The following is a 17,514-nucleotide window of genomic DNA, read 5'->3' as shown; positions in this document are numbered from 1 at the left end:
TTGCGTTGTGTAACACCTTCCAACCCCCTTTCCCCCCCCCACCCCGCCACCCGGTGTCCACGATCACGGGGAAGGCCCCGGGTCAGATTTCAACCGGCCAGAGTGGGTCCAAGTTCAGCCGCCGCCGACAGAGGCTGACAATCCGAACCCTGTCCTCGAATTTGACGTGCCTCCGATGACCTCGCACGTGGAGTGCGTGGCGATTCTGGAGCTTGCCGCAAAGGGCGTCTGACCTGCTGTTTCCTCTGGTTCTTCAGGCTGCTGGATGGTCGTTGACCTGTTTCAGCGTGTGCACGACGTGGAACGTGTCGGGGGACCAGGGAGAGGGATTGGCCTGCGGCTTTGTGAACGTCGTGCGAGACGGTGGACGCGTTGTCCCTACTCTGCGGGGCGTATGGGAAACCGTCCTGACGCTGGTCCCGACGGAGCGTCAGGCGAGTCGCTCTCTGGTCCGCATGGTCGTCTGCCGCTCATGTCGTCTTTCCCCTGGGCAGATGGTGTCAGCGGAAGAGATCGGCGGGGCAGGGCTCAGCGACCGATCGTGCCGCGAGCGGCATGGACTCCGTCCTCGACGATTCCTCTGAGCCAAGAAAAGTCGTTCACAGCCACCCGCACCGCTTCCCGCTGCCGACCCCCGTCCGGTCCTCCCGAGTCCCTCTCAAGAGGACCTGCCTGGACGGGGGCCTCGTTGCCTGTGCCTGTACGGGCAGCCCGACCCCGCGGGCCTGGCGGATCGGCCCCAGTGGCTCGCGCTCCGCCGGACGCTATTCGCTGCGCAGCACCGTGGCTCATGTGACGCTCGTTCTGATGGAGCGTCACCTGATTGACCGTGCAGGTCATGCGGGGCGGACGGTGCGCGGGGCTTTCTCCGTTCCCGGCGTTCTCCTCTCGGGACCGGGCGGCGGGCTCTCTGTCGTAGCGGCGGAACCGAGCATGGCACCCTCACCGTGCTCAGGCCTCTCGGCATGTTGCACAAACTCCGACGTCGCTGCTTGCCGCGATTGCGCAGAGACGGGCCTCGAACCGTGCTTCAGGATGTGCGATCAGACAAGGTGTGAGCCGGATGAAACATCCAGTTCACCGTGACGACATCGGGAGTCCGCTGTGCTCTGGAGAAAACTGCTCGTCCCCCTGACCGCGCTCATGCTCCTGCTGACGGCTTCTGCCGGCGCGGGAGCGGCAGCGGCGTCCACCGGTTCCCCCGCCGGTGCCGGTGCCGAGGCGGCCGCGGCCGACTACGGCGCTCCCGGCCCCTACGCCACCGCGGTGGAGGTCGGGGTGGTGACCACCCTGTACTACCCGCGTGACATCGCGACCAGCGACCGCCGCCACCCCGTGATCGTGTGGGGAAACGGCACCTTCGCCTTCCCGGTCGTCTACCGCGACTTGTTGCTCCACTGGGCCAGTCAGGGCTTCATCGTCGCCGCCGCCAACACCCCGCAGTCCAACCTCGGCATCTCCATGCGCGCCGGGATCGACCTGCTCACCCGTCGCAACGCCGACCAGGCCAGCCCCTTCCACGACCGTGTCGACCTTGAGCACATCGGCGCGTCCGGTCACTCGCAGGGCGGCGCCGCCGCCATCGTCGTCGGCGCGGACCCGCGCATCGACACCATCCTCCCCATCCAGCCCGGGCCGCTCGCCGACATCGACAACGTGCACGTACCCGCGCTCCTCCTGGCCGGGCAGAAGGACAGCATCGTCTTCCCCTTCCTGGTCAAGGCCTTCTACAACGACGCCGACCACATACCGGCCATCTACGGGGAACTGCGCGGCGCCGATCACCTCACGGTGGTGGGCGACCCCGGCCCGTTCGCCGCGCCCACCACCGCCTGGTTCAAGGCACACCTGATGGGGGACCAGACGGCGCGTGCACAGTTCTTCGGGGCCGACTGCGGGATCTGCACCGACAGCGGCACCTGGTCCGACGTCCGCCGCAACGGCCTCGCAAGCCAGTGACCCGCTCCCGGAGATCCCTTCCGCCGTGACCGGCGGCCGTCCCGATCCACGCCGCCCGCCCCTGACGCTCCCGCGACCAGGGGCGGCCGGCCCCCGTTCGCACATGGAAGGACTGCCATGGACCTCATCGCGACCACCGGGCAGGGCAAGGTCCGAGGCCGTTTCCACAACGGGATCGCAACCTTCCTTGGCATCCCCTACGCCGCCCCGCCCTTCGGCGCCCACCGCTTCCGCGCTCCCGCCCCGGTCGAGTCCTGGGAAGGGGTACGAGATGCTCTGGAGTACGGGCCGACCGCCCCCAAACGCCCCTACCGCCCGCCCCTCGACCGGCTGATACCCGATCCGAGCATCGCCGGGGACGACTGTCTCAACCTCAACGTCTGGACCCCATCCGTCGGCGAGGGCCGGCTGCCCGTCATGGTCTGGATCCACGGGGGTTCCCTGCGCAACGGCTCGGCGAACCTGCTGCTCTACGACGGGGGCGCCTTCGCGCGCGACGGGGTGGTCCTCATCTCCGTCAACTACCGGCTCGGCGTCGAGGGGTTCGGGGTCTTCCCCGACGCCCCCGTCAACCGGGGCCTCCTCGACCAGATCGCAGCCCTGATCTGGGTCCGCGACAACATCTCCGCCTTCGGCGGAGATCCGGCGAACGTCACCGTGTTCGGGGAGTCTGCGGGCGCGATCAGCGTCGCTGCCCTCATGACCAGCCCCGGCGCGGCCGGGCTGTTCCACCGGGCGATCCTGCAGAGCGGCCCGCCGCACACGTTGTCGCGCCGCGAGGGCGCGAAGACCGTACGGTCGATGGCGAAGAGACTGCGGATCCCGGCCACCGCCGAGGCGTTCGCGGCGGTGGACCGAGACCTGCTGCTGGACGCGCAGGCCGCCGTCGTCGACCGGTCCGACCCCATCGGCGGCGGTCCCGGCTTCCACATCGTGGTCGACGACGACGTGGTGCCCGCCGCCCCGCCCCTTCCCGAGGCCGACCTGCTGCTGGGCTGCAACCGGGAGGAGTACCGGCTGTGGTTCGTACCCGGCGGAACCGTGGACCGGATCAGCCGACTCACCCTGCGGCTGGCACTGCTGAAGATCCGTGTCCCGCAACGCGTGGCACGCCTGTACCGAGCCACCCGGCCGCACGCCAAACCCGGTGAGATCCTGGGAGAGATGGCCACCGACCTGCTGCTGCGGGGGCCGCTCAACCGCCTCGCCGACTCCCGGCCCGCCCGCACCTTCGTCTACGAATTCTGCTGGCGCTCGCCCGTGATGGGACTCGGCGCGTGCCATGCGCTGGAACTCGGCTTCGTCTTCGACAACCTGCGCGCCGCCGAGGACCTGACCGGGCCCGGCGCGCCCCAGCCACTGGCCGACGCCATGCACCGGGCCTGGGTCGCCTTCGCCACTACCGGACAGCCGGGCTGGTCCGGCTGGAACGCGGACCGGCCCGTCATGGTCTTCGACCACCCCGGCGCCGGCCCGGTCCTCGCACCCCGGCACGAGGAACTCGGCGCCTGGCTCTGACAGATGACAGGCCGAGCGCTCGCCGACGCCGGCCGTGGTTCATTCGCTTTCCGCTGCTCCTGCGGATCCCTGCCATCCGGTGACCCCGCGGTGATCCGCGGGCCCGGCCAGGTCCCTGGCGACGAGCGCCGCCTGGATCAGCCGCGCCTGCGCGGGAACCGCGACGTCGAGGCCCGTCAGCGCGCTCACTCGCTGCAACCGGTAGTCCAGGGTGTTGCGGTGGACGCACAGCTCCAACGCCGTCTGGCGGCGGTTGAGCCCCCGCTCCACGAACACGCACAGCGTCTCAAGCAGATACGGATGCTCCTCCAAGGGGTCGAGTTTGGCCGCCAGCCGCACCAGGCCGTCCCCGGGGCGCGCGAGCTGGTGCTCCAGCAGCACGTCATCGAGGCGGTAGCACCCGGGCGGGCGTCCCAGGCGCCGGACGAGATCCAGCACGCGGCCGGCCTCCTGCGCCGCCGAGGAGATGGCCGCCGGTACGGAGGAGCGGGCGGCGGCGGCGCGCACGGGCTGCCCCACGTCCTTCTCCAGCCGGGCCACCAGGCCCGGCACGTCGGACCTGCCCGGCAACAAGGCGATCCGAGCGACGTGGTCCATCAGCACAGGAATCCCGGTGAAGGCGTCGAGCGAGGACTGCACCAATCTGCTCGGCGGGTCGGACTCGAACGCGAAGGCAACCACCTCGTACTCACCCACCACGGCCACCCGCGCCACGCCCGCCAGCTCCTCGTACGGCCGTCCTGCCAGCAGGGCGCCGAGCAGGGCCCGCCGTACGCGCTTGTCCTCGCTGTGGAGGTCCTCCTGGGCGTTCTGGTGGGCGAGGACGACCGCAGGCAGCGCGGCGTGCAGGCAGGCGAGCAGCTTGCCGCCCGCCCCGGCCAGCTCACCGGGCTCCGCGACCTCGGTCAGCGTCTGCCACCACACCTCGGCGCCGATCAGGTATGCGGCGATCACCGCCTCCAGGGGGACGCGCTCCTCGGCCCGGCGCGCCGACCACTCGATGAGCCGGGTCAGATCGCCCGGTCCCATCGGCTCCCCGCCGCCGTCGCGCAGTGCCCTGAGCAACAGCGCGTGCACCGCCGCGATGGACCGCGCCACCTCGCCCTGGAGGGTGGCGCGGGGCAGCGCCCCGTAGAACGGTGCCTCCGCCGCGCAGCGCGCGACCACGACGGCCGTGAGGTCACCGACCCGGGCGGCCATCCGGGCATGCAGGTCCGACATCGGCGCATCGTCACACCGCCCCGGCCGTGCCGTCAATCGGAGCCCCGGGTCCGGCGGCGGCAGTGCGTCGGGCGAGTCCCCAAACCGCTCCCGGCCGCCAACTCGGCGACGAAAGAGGCGACGTCACGTGGCACACCCGTAGCATGCCAACTTGCGTATGACGGGTGTCATCAATCCCCAGGGCCTGGAGTGGCACTACGAGTACGATCCGGCCGGACGTCTCATATCCGAGTCCGACATCGATGGTCGCACCGTGACGTACACCTACGACGCGGCCAACCGGATGACCGAAAGGCCAAGCTGCTGAGCGAGGACCAACTCGGGAAACTCCAGGACGAGATCGCCGAACAGGCGCCGGGTCTTTCGGACCTGCTGGACCTGGACAGTCTCGTCGCGCACGCCGGATCCGTCGGGCTCATCGCGGGCGTGCTGCTGCTCGTGATCGGCATCAACTGGGTTGGTGCCCTGCGCGGGTGCCTGCGCGCGGTATGGGAGAAGGAACAGGACCCGGGGAATGCAGTCCTGCTGAAGATCAAGGAACACCGGGGTGCTGGTCGGTCTCGGCGTGGTTGGGCTCCTCGCGATCGGCAGTTTGGTGTTCGCGAACATTGCGGTTGGCTGGGCCGCCGACAAGGTCGGGATCGAGGGCGGGGCTGGACGGGCGCTGCTGTTCTTCGCGGGTCTGGCCATCGCTCTGCTCGTCGATTTTCTGCTGCTGGTCTACCTGCTCACCCGGCTGGCGCGGGTGCGTCCCAGCCGGCGCACGGTCGTGGTGGCCGGTCTGATCGGTGCGGTCGGCTTCGAACTGCTCAAGTGGTTGCTGACCGGCTATCTGCAGGGTGTCGCGGGGAAGAGCATGTACGGCGCTTTCGCCGTGCCGGTCGCCGTGGTGTTGTGGATCAACCTCATGGCCAGGCTGCTGCTGTACTGCGCCGCCTGGACAGCTACAGAGACGGGGATGGCGATGCGGTCCGGCGAGACGGCTGAGGGCGAGGGCCCGGAGCCCGGGATCAGCCCCGCAGTCGGCGATGCACCACAGCAGGCGTCGTCCAACAGCCCCGAACCAGCAGCACCGCACCGCACGGCCCGTGATCCGAGCGCGCGGTAGCTGCGGGGGTATGGGATTCGAAGCTGCTTGTCGCTGCCATCAACGAGTGGCTGTGAAGCGTCGTCACAGTGATTTGGGAACCCACTTGACCGCCTCCCGCCACCCTTCGCGATCATGTGCCCAATGAACCATCAGCTTTGCGATGGGCTCCGGGCCGATCATTTCGGATGGCTTCGGGACGTGGGCCTGGCAGTGCTTGTCTGAGCTGCCTTTGCGGTACTCGACCTGGTACTCATATCGTCGTTCAGGTAAACCTGCATGTAGTGCTGATCTACGGGTCCGAGGCCGAGTCTTTCAAGGATCACGATGCGATGGCGCAGGTTCATGTCTGCCAGAAGACCGTGAAGATCGTCTTCGCTCGGGTTGTCCGCCATGCGGCCGCCCGCCTCGATCGCCCGTAGCCAAGGGTTCACCAGAGACGCGACTGTATCGAGCTACAGGTCCGCCCAGGTCAACGCACTTTCGACACACGGCCTATGTGGCTGTGCCAGGTTTCGACTTGCGGCAGGCGACGGGCGCGGCGAGGCTCGATTTGCGGGCCGGGTCGGCCCACTCTTCCCGGCGGGCGAGCCCGGTTCGTTCCCGTCGGGGGTCAGTGCTTTCCTGTGGTGCCCGGCGTCTTGCGGCCCCTTCTCGATGCCGTAGACGCCTTGGGTTTGGTCTGGGCGGTGTCCGCTGCTGCCTGGGGCGAGAAGCCTGCGTCCTTGAGGAACTTCAGCGCGGCGAGGATGTCGCCATTGGTCAGCTTCACCTTGCATGAGCGGTTCGACGGCGCGCGGCAGAACCGCCGACCACTGCGGGCAACGATGTCACCGCGGTCTCATGGGCTGTCTGAAGTCACGCTGCGCACTCCGGAGGAGAAGATCGCCGCCGCTGCCGCGAGGCGCAGCTTCTCCAGCGTGTCGATCTGCCTCCGTGCCCGGTCCAGCAGAGCTTGCAGCTGGTATTCATCCAGACGGGGCTTCCTCGCGGCCACGACGAGCAGCGTGCGCCAGATCAGGGTCTTCCCCTCGACTCCCAGCCGCAGGGTCTCGAGTTCGATGAGCGTGCTCAGCCCGGAGCGCCGGTACAGGACGCCGTTTGGTTTCAGGCGCCCCAGCCGCTCGGCTGCCCAGCCACCGTAGACCTTGTAACGGCGTGCTGGGACGCCGAGTGCGTCCATGAGTTCGAGCAGAGTCTGCCGGTCCTGGGCGATCTCGTCGGAGATGCGCTGCAGGTCGGCGCTGCGCGCCGAGTGGCGGTGCTGGTGGGCGATGCGCTGCGCGAGCCCGATGCCGAAGGTGGCACCGGCCAGGTGGTCATTCAGGTAGATCCCGAGCTTGTCGCGATGCATCCTGGGCCGCCCTTTCTCGACTGTCCTCGGCGATCTCCTCGACGGTGCGACCGCGTGCACAGGCGGGCTGGGAGCACCGGCATCGGAATTCCCCCGCACCACGACAGTAAACCGCGAAAGAACGGAGCCGCCGGGGCGAAATGCCAGGAAAGGCCCCGAACGGCTCACGGGTCCAGACGCTGGAGTGCTGCATCGGAAATCTCGTCGTCGGCCCGGTAGTACCTGCCCCAGGTGGGGAGCCGGCCGATGACTCTGTGGCGGGAGGTTCTGGCCGCGCTCAACGACGACAGCCTCGACGACATCGATGGAGGACTGCCAGGGGCGCCGCACGGCGGGCATCCCGGACCGGCAGTACTGGGGTCTAACGAAGTAGGGCCCGCCGTTGGCCGACATCGGGGCGAGTCGGCACTGCGCGTTCGCCCTCAGCTGTCACGGTTGCCCCAAGGCCGCATCATCGCCGTCACGGTATGCCGCCCCGCACCGCTCTGGGCGCCTGGGCCGACGCCGATCTTCACCAGGCGCCAGGGCGGGACGCGTAGTCGTCGGGCGCGGCAACTTCCCCCGCACAAGCAGTCCAGCCGGGGTCACCTCACGGTCGGTAGGGCCGCCACCGCCGTACCGGCAGTCTTCCGGTCACCTTCGGTGCCGCTCCCCCCGGGAAGGGCGCGTTCGTCGTGCTACCTGGCGGCGCCAGTGCGTCGGTGAAGACAGGGGGACTGCGGCTGCACAGGTGAGCACGCGTCCGGCCTGCGGTACGGCGGGCTCCGGCGGGCTCTTGCTTGACCTTGCTGGTCAATTTGGCAGTGAGGCAGGCAAGGAGGACGATTAACAACGGGGTAGGGCTCGGGTTCAGCGTGATCGGAGGAAACCGTGATCGTCATCGGAGTCGTTCTGCTGATTGTGGCGTTCTTTGCCAAGATCACCATTCTGTGGACGGTCGGGATCATTCTGATCGTGATCGGAGCGATCCTGTTCCTGCTGGGCCGCCTGGGCCACGCGGTCGGCGGACGACGGCACTACTGGTAGAGGCAGCGTCCCCGCCACTGCGACAACCACAGCCCCCATTTTTTGAGGCGAACGGCAGGAGCGCAAGCGTCGGGCAACAGCCTGCGGCCAGATGCAACTGCCTGGCGCGCCCAGTTTCGGGCCTGTGCGCAGGGGCGGCCGCAATGCACGGGGCATTCGGCTAACGAGCGGAGGACTCAATGTCCCCTATTGTCATCATCATTGCCGTCGTGCTGGTGCTTCTCCTGTGCACGGTGGCAGCGTGGATGGTCACCACGCGCCGCCGGAAGCTGCGGGAGCAGTTCGGCCCGGAGTACGAGCGGGCCGTGGAAGCCAAGCACGGCCGCCGGGCGGGCGAGCGTGAGCTGCGCGAGCGCGAGGAACGCCATGACGCGTTGGACATCAAGCCACTGCCCGCACCTGTCCGCGACCGCTACACCCAGGACTGGACCCGGGTGCAGGAGACGTTCGTCGACCGGCCCGGCGACGCGGTCCACGAGGCGGACCGGCTCGTGACCACGCTCATGAGCGAACGCGGGTATCCGACCAAGGGGTACGAGCAGCAGCTGAAGGACCTGTCGGTCGAGCACGGGCGCACGCTGGAGCACTATCGCGCCGCCCATGAGGTCAACGACCGCAGCAGCCGCCAACAGGTGACCACGGAGGAGCTGCGGGGCGCGATGGTGCACTACCGCGCGCTGTTCGGGGAACTGCTCCACAACGGCGACCGGCCGCGCGAGGGCCAGGCATGAGGCCCGCAGTCGGCGACTGGAGGATGACGAGCTGGCCCAGTCGACGCCCGGCCGCAACACGTGAGGGACGGAAGTGAAGAGATGCGCAACCACGACACACCCCAGCGGGACGAGGGCGTTCCGTCCACGGCAGACCTGACCGGTGCCCGGCAGGACCCCGGAGACGAAGCACCGGACCTGGCCGGCTCCCCACCGGAGTACCCCGGGGAGGCCACGACCACCGATCGGGAGGGCCGGGAGGAAAACGGCGGTCGGGCATCTGTCGGTGAGCGCCGGGAAGCGGAACCGGACGAGGACAACGAGCCCCTGCTCGGGAATGAGCAGGAGGAATTCCGCGCCAGGTGGCAGAAGATCCAGGGCGAATTCGTCGACGACCCCCAGAACGCCGTCAACGCGGCCGACCAGCTGGTCGCCGAGACGATGCAGGCACTGGCCACGACCTTCTCCGAGCACAAACAAGGTCTCGAAGGCCAGTGGCAACGCGGTGAAGAGGTGGCAACCGAGGATCTGCGCATTGCGCTCCAGCGGTACCGCTCGTTCTTCAACCGCTTGCTCACCACCTGACCAACCCGGCCGCCGCCACGCCCGCAGACCGCCGACCGGCCGGCGTCCCGATGCCCCAGCAGAAGACACACGAAGAATGGCCGACCATGAGTATCTCCAAGAAGATCGCGCACAAAGCCGAAGCGGTCAAAGGCGGCGCCAAGAAGTCCGTCGGCCGCGCCACAGGTAGCCCGCGTCTGCGCGCGGAAGGACGCGGCGACCAGATCAAGGGCAACATCAAACAGGCTGGGGCGAAGATCAAGGACGCCTTCAAGCACTGACCAATGCCCTCCTCGACCGCAGACCCCGAAGCCTGCGGTGGTGACAGCGGCGCCTCGCACTCCCTCGCCGGAGCGCGAGGCGTCTGACAGGCATGCGATGGAGCCTTCCGATGCCGTGGGCCGTTCATCTCGGCCGCGGGCCACGCCCCGCCCCTGCGGTGAGTGCTCACCGACACCCACCGGAGGGGCTTGGGCTTCTGCCCGTTCTGCTTCATTCCGACGATGAGGTCGCCGACCCTCTGCCGGAACAGCCGCGCCGCACCAGGGGCGGCACACTGGGACAGCCCGCTGAAGGGCCCGGAGCCAGGGTGGACGGGGCAGCCGACGACGAGTTGGTCGCCGTGTTCACGGAGTGGCGCAGTGCCCGTGAGTCAACTGGGCCCGAGCAGGTCAACGTCTTCCAGCTCATCCGGTCGGCCCTCTCCGACGGTCCGATCAGACACTGAGGAGTTGCATGGACGAGAGGGAAGGGCCCGGTCAGCAGCGCGTTACCCGGCTTCGCGCCAGGCAAGCGACCCATGCCCCGCCGGGGCCATGAACCAGGGGAGAGGCCGATGTACGAGATGATCGCCGACCCTGCGACGACCGGTGCCGGGGTCATGTGGCACGTACGGGCCAAGGGTGATGCCCGCACGACACTGTGCGGACTGCAGGTCGCACTAACCGTGCGTACCAGGCCGGTCTTCGATGACCCGCCGACTGAACGCTACTGCTCGCCATGCATGACCGCCGTCCACGAGAGGATGCAGTCTGAGGCGCGCTGATCGGGCGCCCGCCCACTGGCGTCGGGCGTCGCACAGTGCTTCAGTGCCGGGCCGTCGTCCTGTGGATCAACCTAATGGCCCGGCTGCTGTTGTACTGCGCCGCTTGGACGGCGACAGCGGTGCAGGCTGGCGAAACAGCCGAGGGGAGGAACCGGAGTCTGGGATCAGCCCCACAGGCGGCGACGCGCCGCAGCGGGCGACGGCCAACGGACGTGCACGGGCAACACCGCGCCACCAGAGAGCCGAACGCGAGGCCGCGATTCCCGTGTTTGTCCTGCCCCGGTCATCTCGGCAGGACCTGACCCGGCTCCACCGCTGTCACGAGGACGGCGACGGTTATCGGACCGGGGGCGTCCCTTTGCGCTGCCGCGGCCACCGCCGCACGGACGGCGAGGGAGACATCGAGAGCGCGATCAGTCTCGGCGACCGCCAGCTGGATCTGGACGTGGCGCCCGGGGGGCTCGTCGCTGGCCTCGATCTGGAGGGGGCGAGCAAGTCCTCCCCTGGCCAGGGGCGTGGGCAGTCCTGGAACGGGGGCGAGGCGGGTCACGCCGGGGACAGACAGGGCAACGGTGGCCAGCTCCGCTGCCGGATCCCGCACCGGCACCGGCCCGGGCGACGGGTGCCCGGGCTTGGCCACCACGACGTGCGAGGCACTGGTTTCTCCGGCTGCACTTTCGGAGGCTTCGGCCGCGGTCGGCTGCTGCGCCGACGCCGGAACCTCCAGCAGGTCCGTCACATGCAGATCGACCTCGGCCACCACCAGCCCGAGACGTTCGACAGCCGCTGAGAGCAGCGTCTGCCGAAGCTGCTCCGCGATCTGGGGCAGGGGCTGCCGTGCCGGCGCCGAGAATTCCGCCTCGATCCGCAGCGGTCCCGGCGGCAGTGCGGTCCAGGGCGCCGGAATACTTGGTTCCGGAGCTGCTTCCGGGGCGGCCAGGCGGATCCGCAGCGTGCCCGGCCGAATCCCGGATACTCCGGAGGCGGCGCGGCTCAGTACTCCGCTGGCCGCTTGTTCGGTGATCCAGGACCCGTCCTCGGGGCCGCCGAGCGGCAGTAGTCGGCCCAGGCCGAGTTGCTGCCGTACGGCCTTGGCCCATCCGTCACCCGTCATCGGCTCTCACCCCTTCTCTTACCGCGTTCTTTCACTGCCGTGATGCGCCCAGACTGCCGGAACTACCCTGTTGCGGCTGCTCATGCCACCTGTTCGGTGGGGCGGGCCCACGCCTGCCGCATCCCTGGAGCGGTACCAGCGAAACGGACCTAAGGTGGAAAAGCGGGCTGTAGGAAAGGGGCGACTGGCTATGACCGAGACCGGACAGCAGAACCGGCTCGAGACCTCCGGTGCGGAGTCCACGGGCGCGGGCGCCAGGAAGAACGCCGGGTTGAAGCGCGGCGACCCCGGCATGCGGGGCCGGACCACTATCGCCGATGGTGTGGTCGAGAAGATCGCCGGAATGGCGGCCCGCGATGTGGTCGGTGTCCATGCGATGGGCAGCGGCATCTCCCGGGCCTTCGGTGCCGCACGGGAACGCATGCCCGGCACCACCAAATCCGTCTCGCGCGGAGTCAAGGTCGAAGTCGGTGAGTCTCAGACGGCGATCGATCTGGAGATCATCATCGACTACGGCGTCTCGATCACGGATGTGGCCGGCGCCGTGCGGGAGAGCGTGATCTCCGCCGTCGAGTGGATGACGAGCCTCGAAGTCGTCGAAGTCAACATCGCGGTCAGCGACGTGAAGCTTCCCGACGAGGAGGAAGAAGAGGAAGAGCAGCCACGGCTGCGATAGCGGGTCCGGTGGAGCACGAAGGAGCGCACGATGAGCATGGCCGTGGTGGGCTTGGTTGCCGGGATGGCGCTCGGCTTCGCCGGGTACTTCGGCGGCTTCGGGGCTTTTCTGCTGGTGGCGGCGCTGGGCGCCGTCGGATTCGTCGCCGGGCGGTTCATGGACGGGGACTTGGAGCTCGGTGACTTCGTCCGGACCCGCGAGCGAGTCGACCGGCGACGGTGACCGGTGGCCCAGCCGGAGGCTGCCGCTCAGACCGTGCCCGCAGGCGGGCGCGGTGCGATCCGTGTCGCCGATCGGGTCGTCGCGGAGATCGCCTCCCAGGCGGCTCATGAGGCACTGGGCGGATTCACCGAGTCCGCCCACCTCGTCTCTCACCGCCATGCCAAGCCGCATGCGACGGTATCGGTGCGGCCCGCACCTGAACGCGAAACCGCCGCGCGAGACGCTGCCGACAGGGGCGCTGCCGGGCGGAGAACTGTACTGGGCCAGACACGAGTGCACATCACTGTGGAGTTGGGCTACCCGTCCGACATCGGTGCGCAGTGCGGTGCGGTGCGTCGCGCAGTCGCCGAGAAGCTGAGCGGGCTGGCAGCCATGGACGTGCACGCAGTCGTGGTGTCGGTCGAACAGCTGCATTCCGCGCACACGCGGGGCATGGGGCCGGGGAGGACGAGATGAGCGAACAGGCGCCGGAGTCAGCAACCCAGCGTGCGTCGACCGCCAAACCCGCTCGCCCCTCCGGTCTCGGGCACTCGTCCACTGCGCCCGGACCGGGCGCGACGTCGGAAGGTGACGACTCGGGGCGGCATGTGCACCGGTTCTGGTCCGCGCCGCCTGCCCGCCACGATCGTGGCCCTGCTCGCTGTCGCGGGCACCGGGCTCTTCTTGTACGACGCGGCCGCCGTACGGGCCAGCCGGTCCGCGATGCGCTGGCGGCCCGGTCTGGAGCGTTGATCCATCCTGAGTCCCCAGGCCCTGGGCCCATGACTAGCCCCGCATTTCGCGGGTCGCTGATTCGGCTGGAGAGCGGGGCCGGGCAGTGTCCGGCACGGGCCTGTCAACGTTCGATCGGGTGTGTCGATGACTTCCCGGTCCCCGCGGCCACGAACGGAACGCCCCCGTATGGAGTGCGTGATCGAGTCCGTGGTGACCAAGCGTTTGGGCGCTCTGCCCGTCGCTGCCGAGTTTCTGCGCCGGCTGGACGTTGCGGAGATCGTCGATGCCCTTTGCCCGCCCGATCCCCGGGCGGAGCTGACGCACGGCCAGGTGATCGAGGTGCTGGTGGCCAACCGGCTGACCGCTCCGGCGCCGCTGTTCAGGGTCAGGGACTGGGCCCGCAGCTGGGCGGTGGAGGAGGTCTTCGGCGTCGAGGCCGACCTGCTGGGTGACGACCGCCTGGCGCGTGCTCTGGACGCCATCGCTCCGCACCTGGACCGGCTTGCCAGCAGCGTCGGGGCGGCAGCGACCCGCGAAATGCGAGGCTAGGACGCCGCTGGGCAGCGGCCATGCCGCGGGCGCCGGTGACGGAGCCCGCGCCGGCCGGCTGGTCCGGCCTCACTTCCGCCAGAACAGGTGGTGCGTCACGCCGCTCGGGCTGGGCACGACGTCCTGGTGGAACCGGTCGAGCAGCTCATCGGGGGACTCCCACAGCCGGGCCCCGGAGCCGAGCTTCGTCGGCGCGACCGCCACATGCAAGGTGTCGAGGAGGTCGGCCTCGAGGAACTGCCGGATGATCGTGGCCCCACCGCCAAGCCGGACGTCCTGGCCCTGCGCTGCCTCCTTCGCCTGGGCGAGCACCGCGGCCGGGTCGCCGTCGACGAAGTGGAACGTGGTGTCGGAGAGCGTGAACGACGGGCGCTTGTGGTGCGTCATGACGAACACCGGCGTGTGGAACGGGGGCTCGTCACCCCACCATCCCTGCCACTCGTGGTCCTGCCAGGGCCCGCGCTGCGGCCCGAACTTGTTGCGGCCCATGATCTCGGCGCCGATGTTGCGGGCGTAGTCCCGCGTGAAGTAGTCGTCCAGACCTCGGCCACCGGGTTCGGAGCGGTTGATGGGTGGGTGGTCGGTGGCAAAGGCCCAGGCGAGCAAGTTCCCCGGATCGGCATGGCCGAACGGCTTCTCGAGGCTCTGGCCCTCGCCGGCGCCGAACCCGTCGCTCGAGACGGTGAAGTTCTGGACTCGCAGCAACTGGCTCATGTCGCTCCTCCTGCTTCGCACTTTCTGATCACCTGACGAACCGTAGACCGGCCGGGCCGGGAAAACTCATCGCCGCATCGTGCAGTTCTCAACGAGCTCCCGCAGCCGCGCGCAGGGCGACGACTCCCCGTGGTCATCCCCCGGCGCGGCCGCGTACCCCTCACCGGGCGAGCGTCCAGCGGAAGCGGGGGGCTTCAGGCCCTTGACATCCAGCCGGCGCAGAAACTCGGCAGCGACGGGCAGAGCGCCCAAACGCTTGGTCACCACGGACTCGATCACGCACTCCATACGGGGGCGTTCCGTTCGTGGCCGCGGGGACCGGGAAGTCATCGACACACCCGATCGAACGTTGACAGGCCCGTGCCGGACACTGCCCGGCCCCGCTCTCCAGCCGAATCAGCAACCCGCGAAATACGGGACTAGCCAAAACGGCGGTCATGGGCCCTGTGGTCGTTCGACGGAGGGCGATCCGCAGCTTGTACTCCGAGGTGAAGGTAAGGCGCTTCGGCCTCAGTGCCGGGTCGAATCCGGCGGGTTCGGTGCTGTTCCAACCTCGCGCTGAGGTGTGATGAAGGACGAGGACGGCCTGGACGATCGCGGTGATGGGGTTGGTGCTGCAACGGAGTATTCATAGGAGGCGCCAGCCCTTCAGCGTGGCTATGGCCGGCTCGCCTAAAGGCTGTCCCGTAAATGATCTTCAGCGTCGGTCGAGCCGTTCGCTCACCTGGTGATGGACAGGTTGTACAGGCGGGCGATGCCGAGCATGGCATGGTGAACACCGTCGCCCTTCAGGCGACAGTCGCGGAGGATCTTCCAGCCCTTCATGCGGGCGAAGGTGTGCTCGACGCGGGCGCGAACTCGTTTGTGCGAGCGGTTGTGTTCCTCTTTCCAGGCCGGGAGGTTTCTTCCCTTCTGGCGCCGGTGCGGGATGACCAGGCCGGTGCCCTGGTAGCCGCCATCCGCGATCGTCATCGTGGTTCCAACTGCGTCCTTGGCGCCGGACTCCGCCCAGCCGCGGGAGTCGTGTCGGTTGCCAGGCAATGGCCGGCCCACCACGGCGACCAGGCGTGAGTCAGCGTCGATGACGACTTGGTGGGCTGTGGAGTATCGGTAGTTCTTGGACTGCTCGGCGATCGTGCGGTCACGGGTGGGAATGAGGGTGCCGTCCACGATGAGTACGGTGTCCTTGCGGAACTGCTGACGCGGCTGGAGCGCCAGGAGCGGGCCGATGTGGTCGATAATCCGACAGGCCGTCGATTTCGAGACACCGAACAGCGGCGCGAACTGTCGCATCGTCAAGTTCGTGCGCCAGTACACGACGACCAGCAGAATCCGGTCCTCCAGCGACAGGCTCCACGGTCGGCCGCGATGACCGTCGGCCACGCTTTCGCGGCGCACGGTTGTCACCAACTTGCGGAAGCGGCGCGGGCTCAGCCCGGCAAACGGGGCTATCCAGGACGGTTCCGATGCCGTGATCACGCTAGCCACCGGAAGATCACCCCACCTGTGACCAGGTGCTACAGGAAGCTCTAGCGACCCGATGGTCGTTCGACAGGGGTCAACGTCTCAAGTGCCCCCTCGGCCAGGGGCCGCAGGCAGAAGCTCCTCGTTCCCGCGCCGACGGCTACCAGGGAGATCACTCGCTTGACCTCAACCACACTTGAGGTCCTACGTTCTTCGCATGACCTGCACGGTGTGCGGGCTCCACGCTGAAGTATCTGGAGGGGACATTCCGTGACGACCCAGCAGCTCTCCGATGCCGAACTCGCCAGCCAGCCCGCCGCGTACTGGACCGGTGTCGCCTACGAGGCGCTCATCGCGTACATCCGGGCCCGGCAGGCCGAAAAGGGCTACACCCAGCCCCAGTTCTGGCTGCTGCGCAACCTGTCGAAGAACGACATCTCGCCCGACGGAGAGGGGATGACCCTGCCCGAGCTGCGCCAGGCCATGACCTCCTACATCCGGCCCGAGGACGATCTGGCGGCGGAGGCCGAAGTGCTCCTGGAGCGCGGCTGGCTGACCCGGGACGCTGAGAACCGGCTGTGGCTCACCGCACAGGGAGAACAGGCACGCGTCGACATGGCCAGTATCGCGCCCGCGATTGGAGCCGTCCTCCACGAGGGCATCGACGACGCGGACTACGTCACCACGGTGAAGGTGCTCCAGCGGCTGATCCGCAACGCGGGCGGGAATGCCGCCTGACAGGCCGCAAGCCCGGGGCACAGCGCCCCGGGCCCTGGCCAGTTCGTGGCAGGGTGGCCGTCGTCGTGGCGCAGCGGCGGCACCCCGCTGTCCCATCGAACTTGATAGACCAAGCACAGTGTCCGCTTCTCAAACACGTCCCGAGGCCGGACACCCAACCGATCTTTGCGGGACAGCCTTTAGGCAGCGAATCATGGGGTGTGTGCTGTTGTGCCGGTGTTGCCACCGCTTGAGGCGAATGCCCCGGAAGGGCACCCGGATGGAACCACCGGCGACTTGATACGCCTTGTCGGCCCAGCCTCGGTGGTCACTGGGCAAGGGGCGAATGCCATCAGGGTGGTTGCGTAGGGGCCCGACTCTTCCGGGTCGGGCCCCCTGGCTGTGTCCCGTGCTGGGGTGTGCTTGCCGGTGAAGCCTCGGTGTCGAATTACGGGCAGCAGCCCCGCAAATGGAAACGGGTGCGCCGCCTGGTTCGCTCTCACGCTTCCTTCACGGCCCTCAACCGTCCTGCGGAAATAGATCCGCACGTGTCCGGCGTTATCGATCTTCGCGTCGATGAGGGGATGGTGTCGGGTCTGAAGTTGTTCCGCACGAACACGACGGAAGGCGGCGTGACCGAGGTTACGCCGCGTCTTGCTGAGGTCGAGGCAGACGTGCAGAGCCTTGTTGAGGCGTATATGGAGACACTACTGGGTGTTCGCTTCCTGGCGAGCGAGTACGGCACCGGGCCGGTCCATAAGGGCCGGGGGGCCTTCCCCGTGATCGTGGACACCGGTTGTCATGCGGCGGTGGCCAGCGTAGTTGATCGCTGTTCGTAGGTGATCGGGCTGATCTGGCCG

At 68.4% G+C, this 17,514-nt stretch carries 22 protein-coding genes and 2 pseudogenes; 16 read left to right on the top strand and 8 right to left on the bottom strand.

Annotation, left to right across the window (positions count from 1 at the left end; genetic code table 11):
* Positions 1–1,104: 1,104 nt before the first annotated feature.
* Both ACFVX4_RS39325 and ACFVX4_RS39320 read left to right on the top strand, forming a co-directional pair.
* Complete coding sequence (locus ACFVX4_RS39325) at positions 1,105–1,959, top strand: alpha/beta hydrolase family protein (protein WP_389987513.1); 855 nt, start codon at positions 1,105–1,107, stop codon at positions 1,957–1,959.
* 117 nt (positions 1,960–2,076) lie between these two features.
* On the top strand, positions 2,077–3,477 hold the full coding sequence (locus ACFVX4_RS39320) for a carboxylesterase/lipase family protein (protein WP_389987510.1): 1,401 nt from the start codon (positions 2,077–2,079) through the stop codon (positions 3,475–3,477).
* A 39-nt stretch (positions 3,478–3,516) separates the two neighbouring features.
* On the opposite strand, the gene ACFVX4_RS39315 is transcribed toward ACFVX4_RS39320, so the two are convergent.
* Positions 3,517–4,698: a PucR family transcriptional regulator gene (locus ACFVX4_RS39315; RefSeq protein WP_389987507.1), complete on the bottom strand. Its 1,182-nt coding sequence runs from the start codon at positions 4,696–4,698 to the stop codon at positions 3,517–3,519.
* Between the two features lie 157 nt (positions 4,699–4,855).
* Here ACFVX4_RS39315 and ACFVX4_RS39310 point away from each other — a divergent pair, with 157 nt between their 5' ends.
* On the top strand, positions 4,856–5,005 hold the full coding sequence (locus ACFVX4_RS39310; RefSeq protein WP_389987518.1) for an RHS repeat domain-containing protein: 150 nt from the start codon (positions 4,856–4,858) through the stop codon (positions 5,003–5,005).
* On the opposite strand, the gene ACFVX4_RS39305 is transcribed toward ACFVX4_RS39310, so the two are convergent.
* A complete protein-coding gene (locus ACFVX4_RS39305; protein WP_389987521.1) occupies positions 4,963–5,307 on the bottom strand; it encodes a hypothetical protein in 345 nt (114 codons plus the stop codon). The two genes, ACFVX4_RS39310 and ACFVX4_RS39305, sit on opposite strands and share 43 nt — an antisense overlap.
* Here ACFVX4_RS39305 and ACFVX4_RS39300 point away from each other — a divergent pair.
* Together ACFVX4_RS39300 and ACFVX4_RS39295 are read left to right on the top strand one after the other, a co-directional pair.
* Positions 5,246–5,806, top strand: a complete 561-nt coding sequence (locus ACFVX4_RS39300; protein WP_389987504.1) for a YhjD/YihY/BrkB family envelope integrity protein — start codon at positions 5,246–5,248, stop codon at positions 5,804–5,806. The two genes, ACFVX4_RS39305 and ACFVX4_RS39300, sit on opposite strands and share 62 nt — an antisense overlap.
* A 263-nt stretch (positions 5,807–6,069) precedes the next feature.
* Positions 6,070–6,207: a hypothetical protein gene (locus tag ACFVX4_RS39295; protein WP_389987501.1), complete on the top strand. Its 138-nt coding sequence runs from the start codon at positions 6,070–6,072 to the stop codon at positions 6,205–6,207.
* 191 nt (positions 6,208–6,398) lie between these two features.
* Here ACFVX4_RS39295 and ACFVX4_RS39290 read toward each other — a convergent pair whose 3' ends face one another.
* A complete protein-coding gene (locus tag ACFVX4_RS39290; protein ID WP_389987498.1) occupies positions 6,399–6,557 on the bottom strand; it encodes a hypothetical protein in 159 nt (52 codons plus the stop codon).
* A gap of 69 nt (positions 6,558–6,626) precedes the next feature.
* Entirely contained in the window at positions 6,627–7,139 is a 513-nt protein-coding gene (locus tag ACFVX4_RS39285; protein ID WP_389987495.1) for a hypothetical protein, read from the bottom strand.
* 870 nt (positions 7,140–8,009) lie between these two features.
* Between ACFVX4_RS39285 and ACFVX4_RS39280 the strand changes: the two genes are divergently transcribed.
* The 5 genes from ACFVX4_RS39280 to ACFVX4_RS39260 all read left to right on the top strand — a co-directional run bounded on the left by ACFVX4_RS39280 (position 8,010) and on the right by ACFVX4_RS39260 (position 10,166).
* On the top strand, positions 8,010–8,165 hold the full coding sequence (locus ACFVX4_RS39280; protein ID WP_383975246.1) for a DUF6131 family protein: 156 nt from the start codon (positions 8,010–8,012) through the stop codon (positions 8,163–8,165).
* Between the two features lie 179 nt (positions 8,166–8,344).
* The gene (locus ACFVX4_RS39275; protein ID WP_389987492.1) at positions 8,345–8,896 is read left to right on the top strand and encodes a hypothetical protein; all 552 of its coding nucleotides are present in this window, start codon (positions 8,345–8,347) and stop codon (positions 8,894–8,896) included.
* A gap of 81 nt (positions 8,897–8,977) precedes the next feature.
* Complete coding sequence (locus ACFVX4_RS39270) at positions 8,978–9,460, top strand: hypothetical protein (RefSeq protein WP_389987489.1); 483 nt, start codon at positions 8,978–8,980, stop codon at positions 9,458–9,460.
* 86 nt (positions 9,461–9,546) lie between these two features.
* Positions 9,547–9,720, top strand: coding sequence for a CsbD family protein (locus ACFVX4_RS39265; RefSeq protein ID WP_389987487.1), 174 nt, complete (start codon positions 9,547–9,549; stop codon positions 9,718–9,720).
* A 308-nt stretch (positions 9,721–10,028) separates the two neighbouring features.
* Positions 10,029–10,166 (top strand): hypothetical protein, encoded by a 138-nt coding sequence (locus tag ACFVX4_RS39260; protein WP_389987484.1) that lies wholly within the window; start codon positions 10,029–10,031, stop codon positions 10,164–10,166.
* Between the two features lie 601 nt (positions 10,167–10,767).
* Here ACFVX4_RS39260 and ACFVX4_RS39255 read toward each other — a convergent pair.
* Complete coding sequence (locus ACFVX4_RS39255; protein ID WP_389987481.1) at positions 10,768–11,598, bottom strand: hypothetical protein; 831 nt, start codon at positions 11,596–11,598, stop codon at positions 10,768–10,770.
* Between the two features lie 190 nt (positions 11,599–11,788).
* Here ACFVX4_RS39255 and ACFVX4_RS39250 point away from each other — a divergent pair, with 190 nt between their 5' ends.
* The 4 genes from ACFVX4_RS39250 to ACFVX4_RS39235 all read left to right on the top strand — a co-directional run bounded on the left by ACFVX4_RS39250 (position 11,789) and on the right by ACFVX4_RS39235 (position 13,759).
* Positions 11,789–12,274, top strand: a complete 486-nt coding sequence (locus ACFVX4_RS39250) for an Asp23/Gls24 family envelope stress response protein (protein WP_389987478.1) — start codon at positions 11,789–11,791, stop codon at positions 12,272–12,274.
* A gap of 30 nt (positions 12,275–12,304) precedes the next feature.
* Entirely contained in the window at positions 12,305–12,496 is a 192-nt protein-coding gene (locus tag ACFVX4_RS39245) for a hypothetical protein (protein WP_389987475.1), read from the top strand.
* A 585-nt stretch (positions 12,497–13,081) separates the two neighbouring features.
* Positions 13,082–13,228, top strand: a complete 147-nt coding sequence (locus tag ACFVX4_RS39240; RefSeq protein WP_389987472.1) for a hypothetical protein — start codon at positions 13,082–13,084, stop codon at positions 13,226–13,228.
* Between the two features lie 177 nt (positions 13,229–13,405).
* The gene (locus tag ACFVX4_RS39235) at positions 13,406–13,759 is read left to right on the top strand and encodes a DUF4277 domain-containing protein (protein ID WP_389987469.1); all 354 of its coding nucleotides are present in this window, start codon (positions 13,406–13,408) and stop codon (positions 13,757–13,759) included.
* A gap of 69 nt (positions 13,760–13,828) precedes the next feature.
* On the opposite strand, the gene ACFVX4_RS39230 is transcribed toward ACFVX4_RS39235, so the two are convergent.
* From ACFVX4_RS39230 to ACFVX4_RS39220, 3 genes and pseudogenes are all read right to left on the bottom strand, one after another.
* Positions 13,829–14,473: a dihydrofolate reductase family protein gene (locus tag ACFVX4_RS39230; RefSeq protein ID WP_326770348.1), complete on the bottom strand. Its 645-nt coding sequence runs from the start codon at positions 14,471–14,473 to the stop codon at positions 13,829–13,831.
* Between the two features lie 556 nt (positions 14,474–15,029).
* Positions 15,030–15,137, bottom strand: a pseudogene (locus ACFVX4_RS39225) (IS5/IS1182 family transposase); the annotation flags it as partial.
* Between the two features lie 56 nt (positions 15,138–15,193).
* Complete coding sequence (locus ACFVX4_RS39220; protein WP_389987466.1) at positions 15,194–15,961, bottom strand: transposase; 768 nt, start codon at positions 15,959–15,961, stop codon at positions 15,194–15,196.
* A gap of 246 nt (positions 15,962–16,207) precedes the next feature.
* On the opposite strand from ACFVX4_RS39220, the gene ACFVX4_RS39215 reads away from it, so the two are divergent.
* Entirely contained in the window at positions 16,208–16,675 is a 468-nt protein-coding gene (locus tag ACFVX4_RS39215) for a MarR family transcriptional regulator (RefSeq protein WP_389987463.1), read from the top strand.
* Between the two features lie 566 nt (positions 16,676–17,241).
* Positions 17,242–17,421, top strand: a pseudogene (locus ACFVX4_RS39210) (transporter); the annotation flags it as partial.
* Positions 17,422–17,514: the final 93 nt, after the last annotated feature.

It is taken from the genome of Streptomyces sp. NPDC058240 (assembly GCF_042882135.1).
In the GTDB taxonomy this organism is placed as follows: domain Bacteria; phylum Actinomycetota; class Actinomycetes; order Streptomycetales; family Streptomycetaceae; genus Streptomyces.
This window is presented reverse-complemented; position numbering and strand designations above follow the sequence as displayed.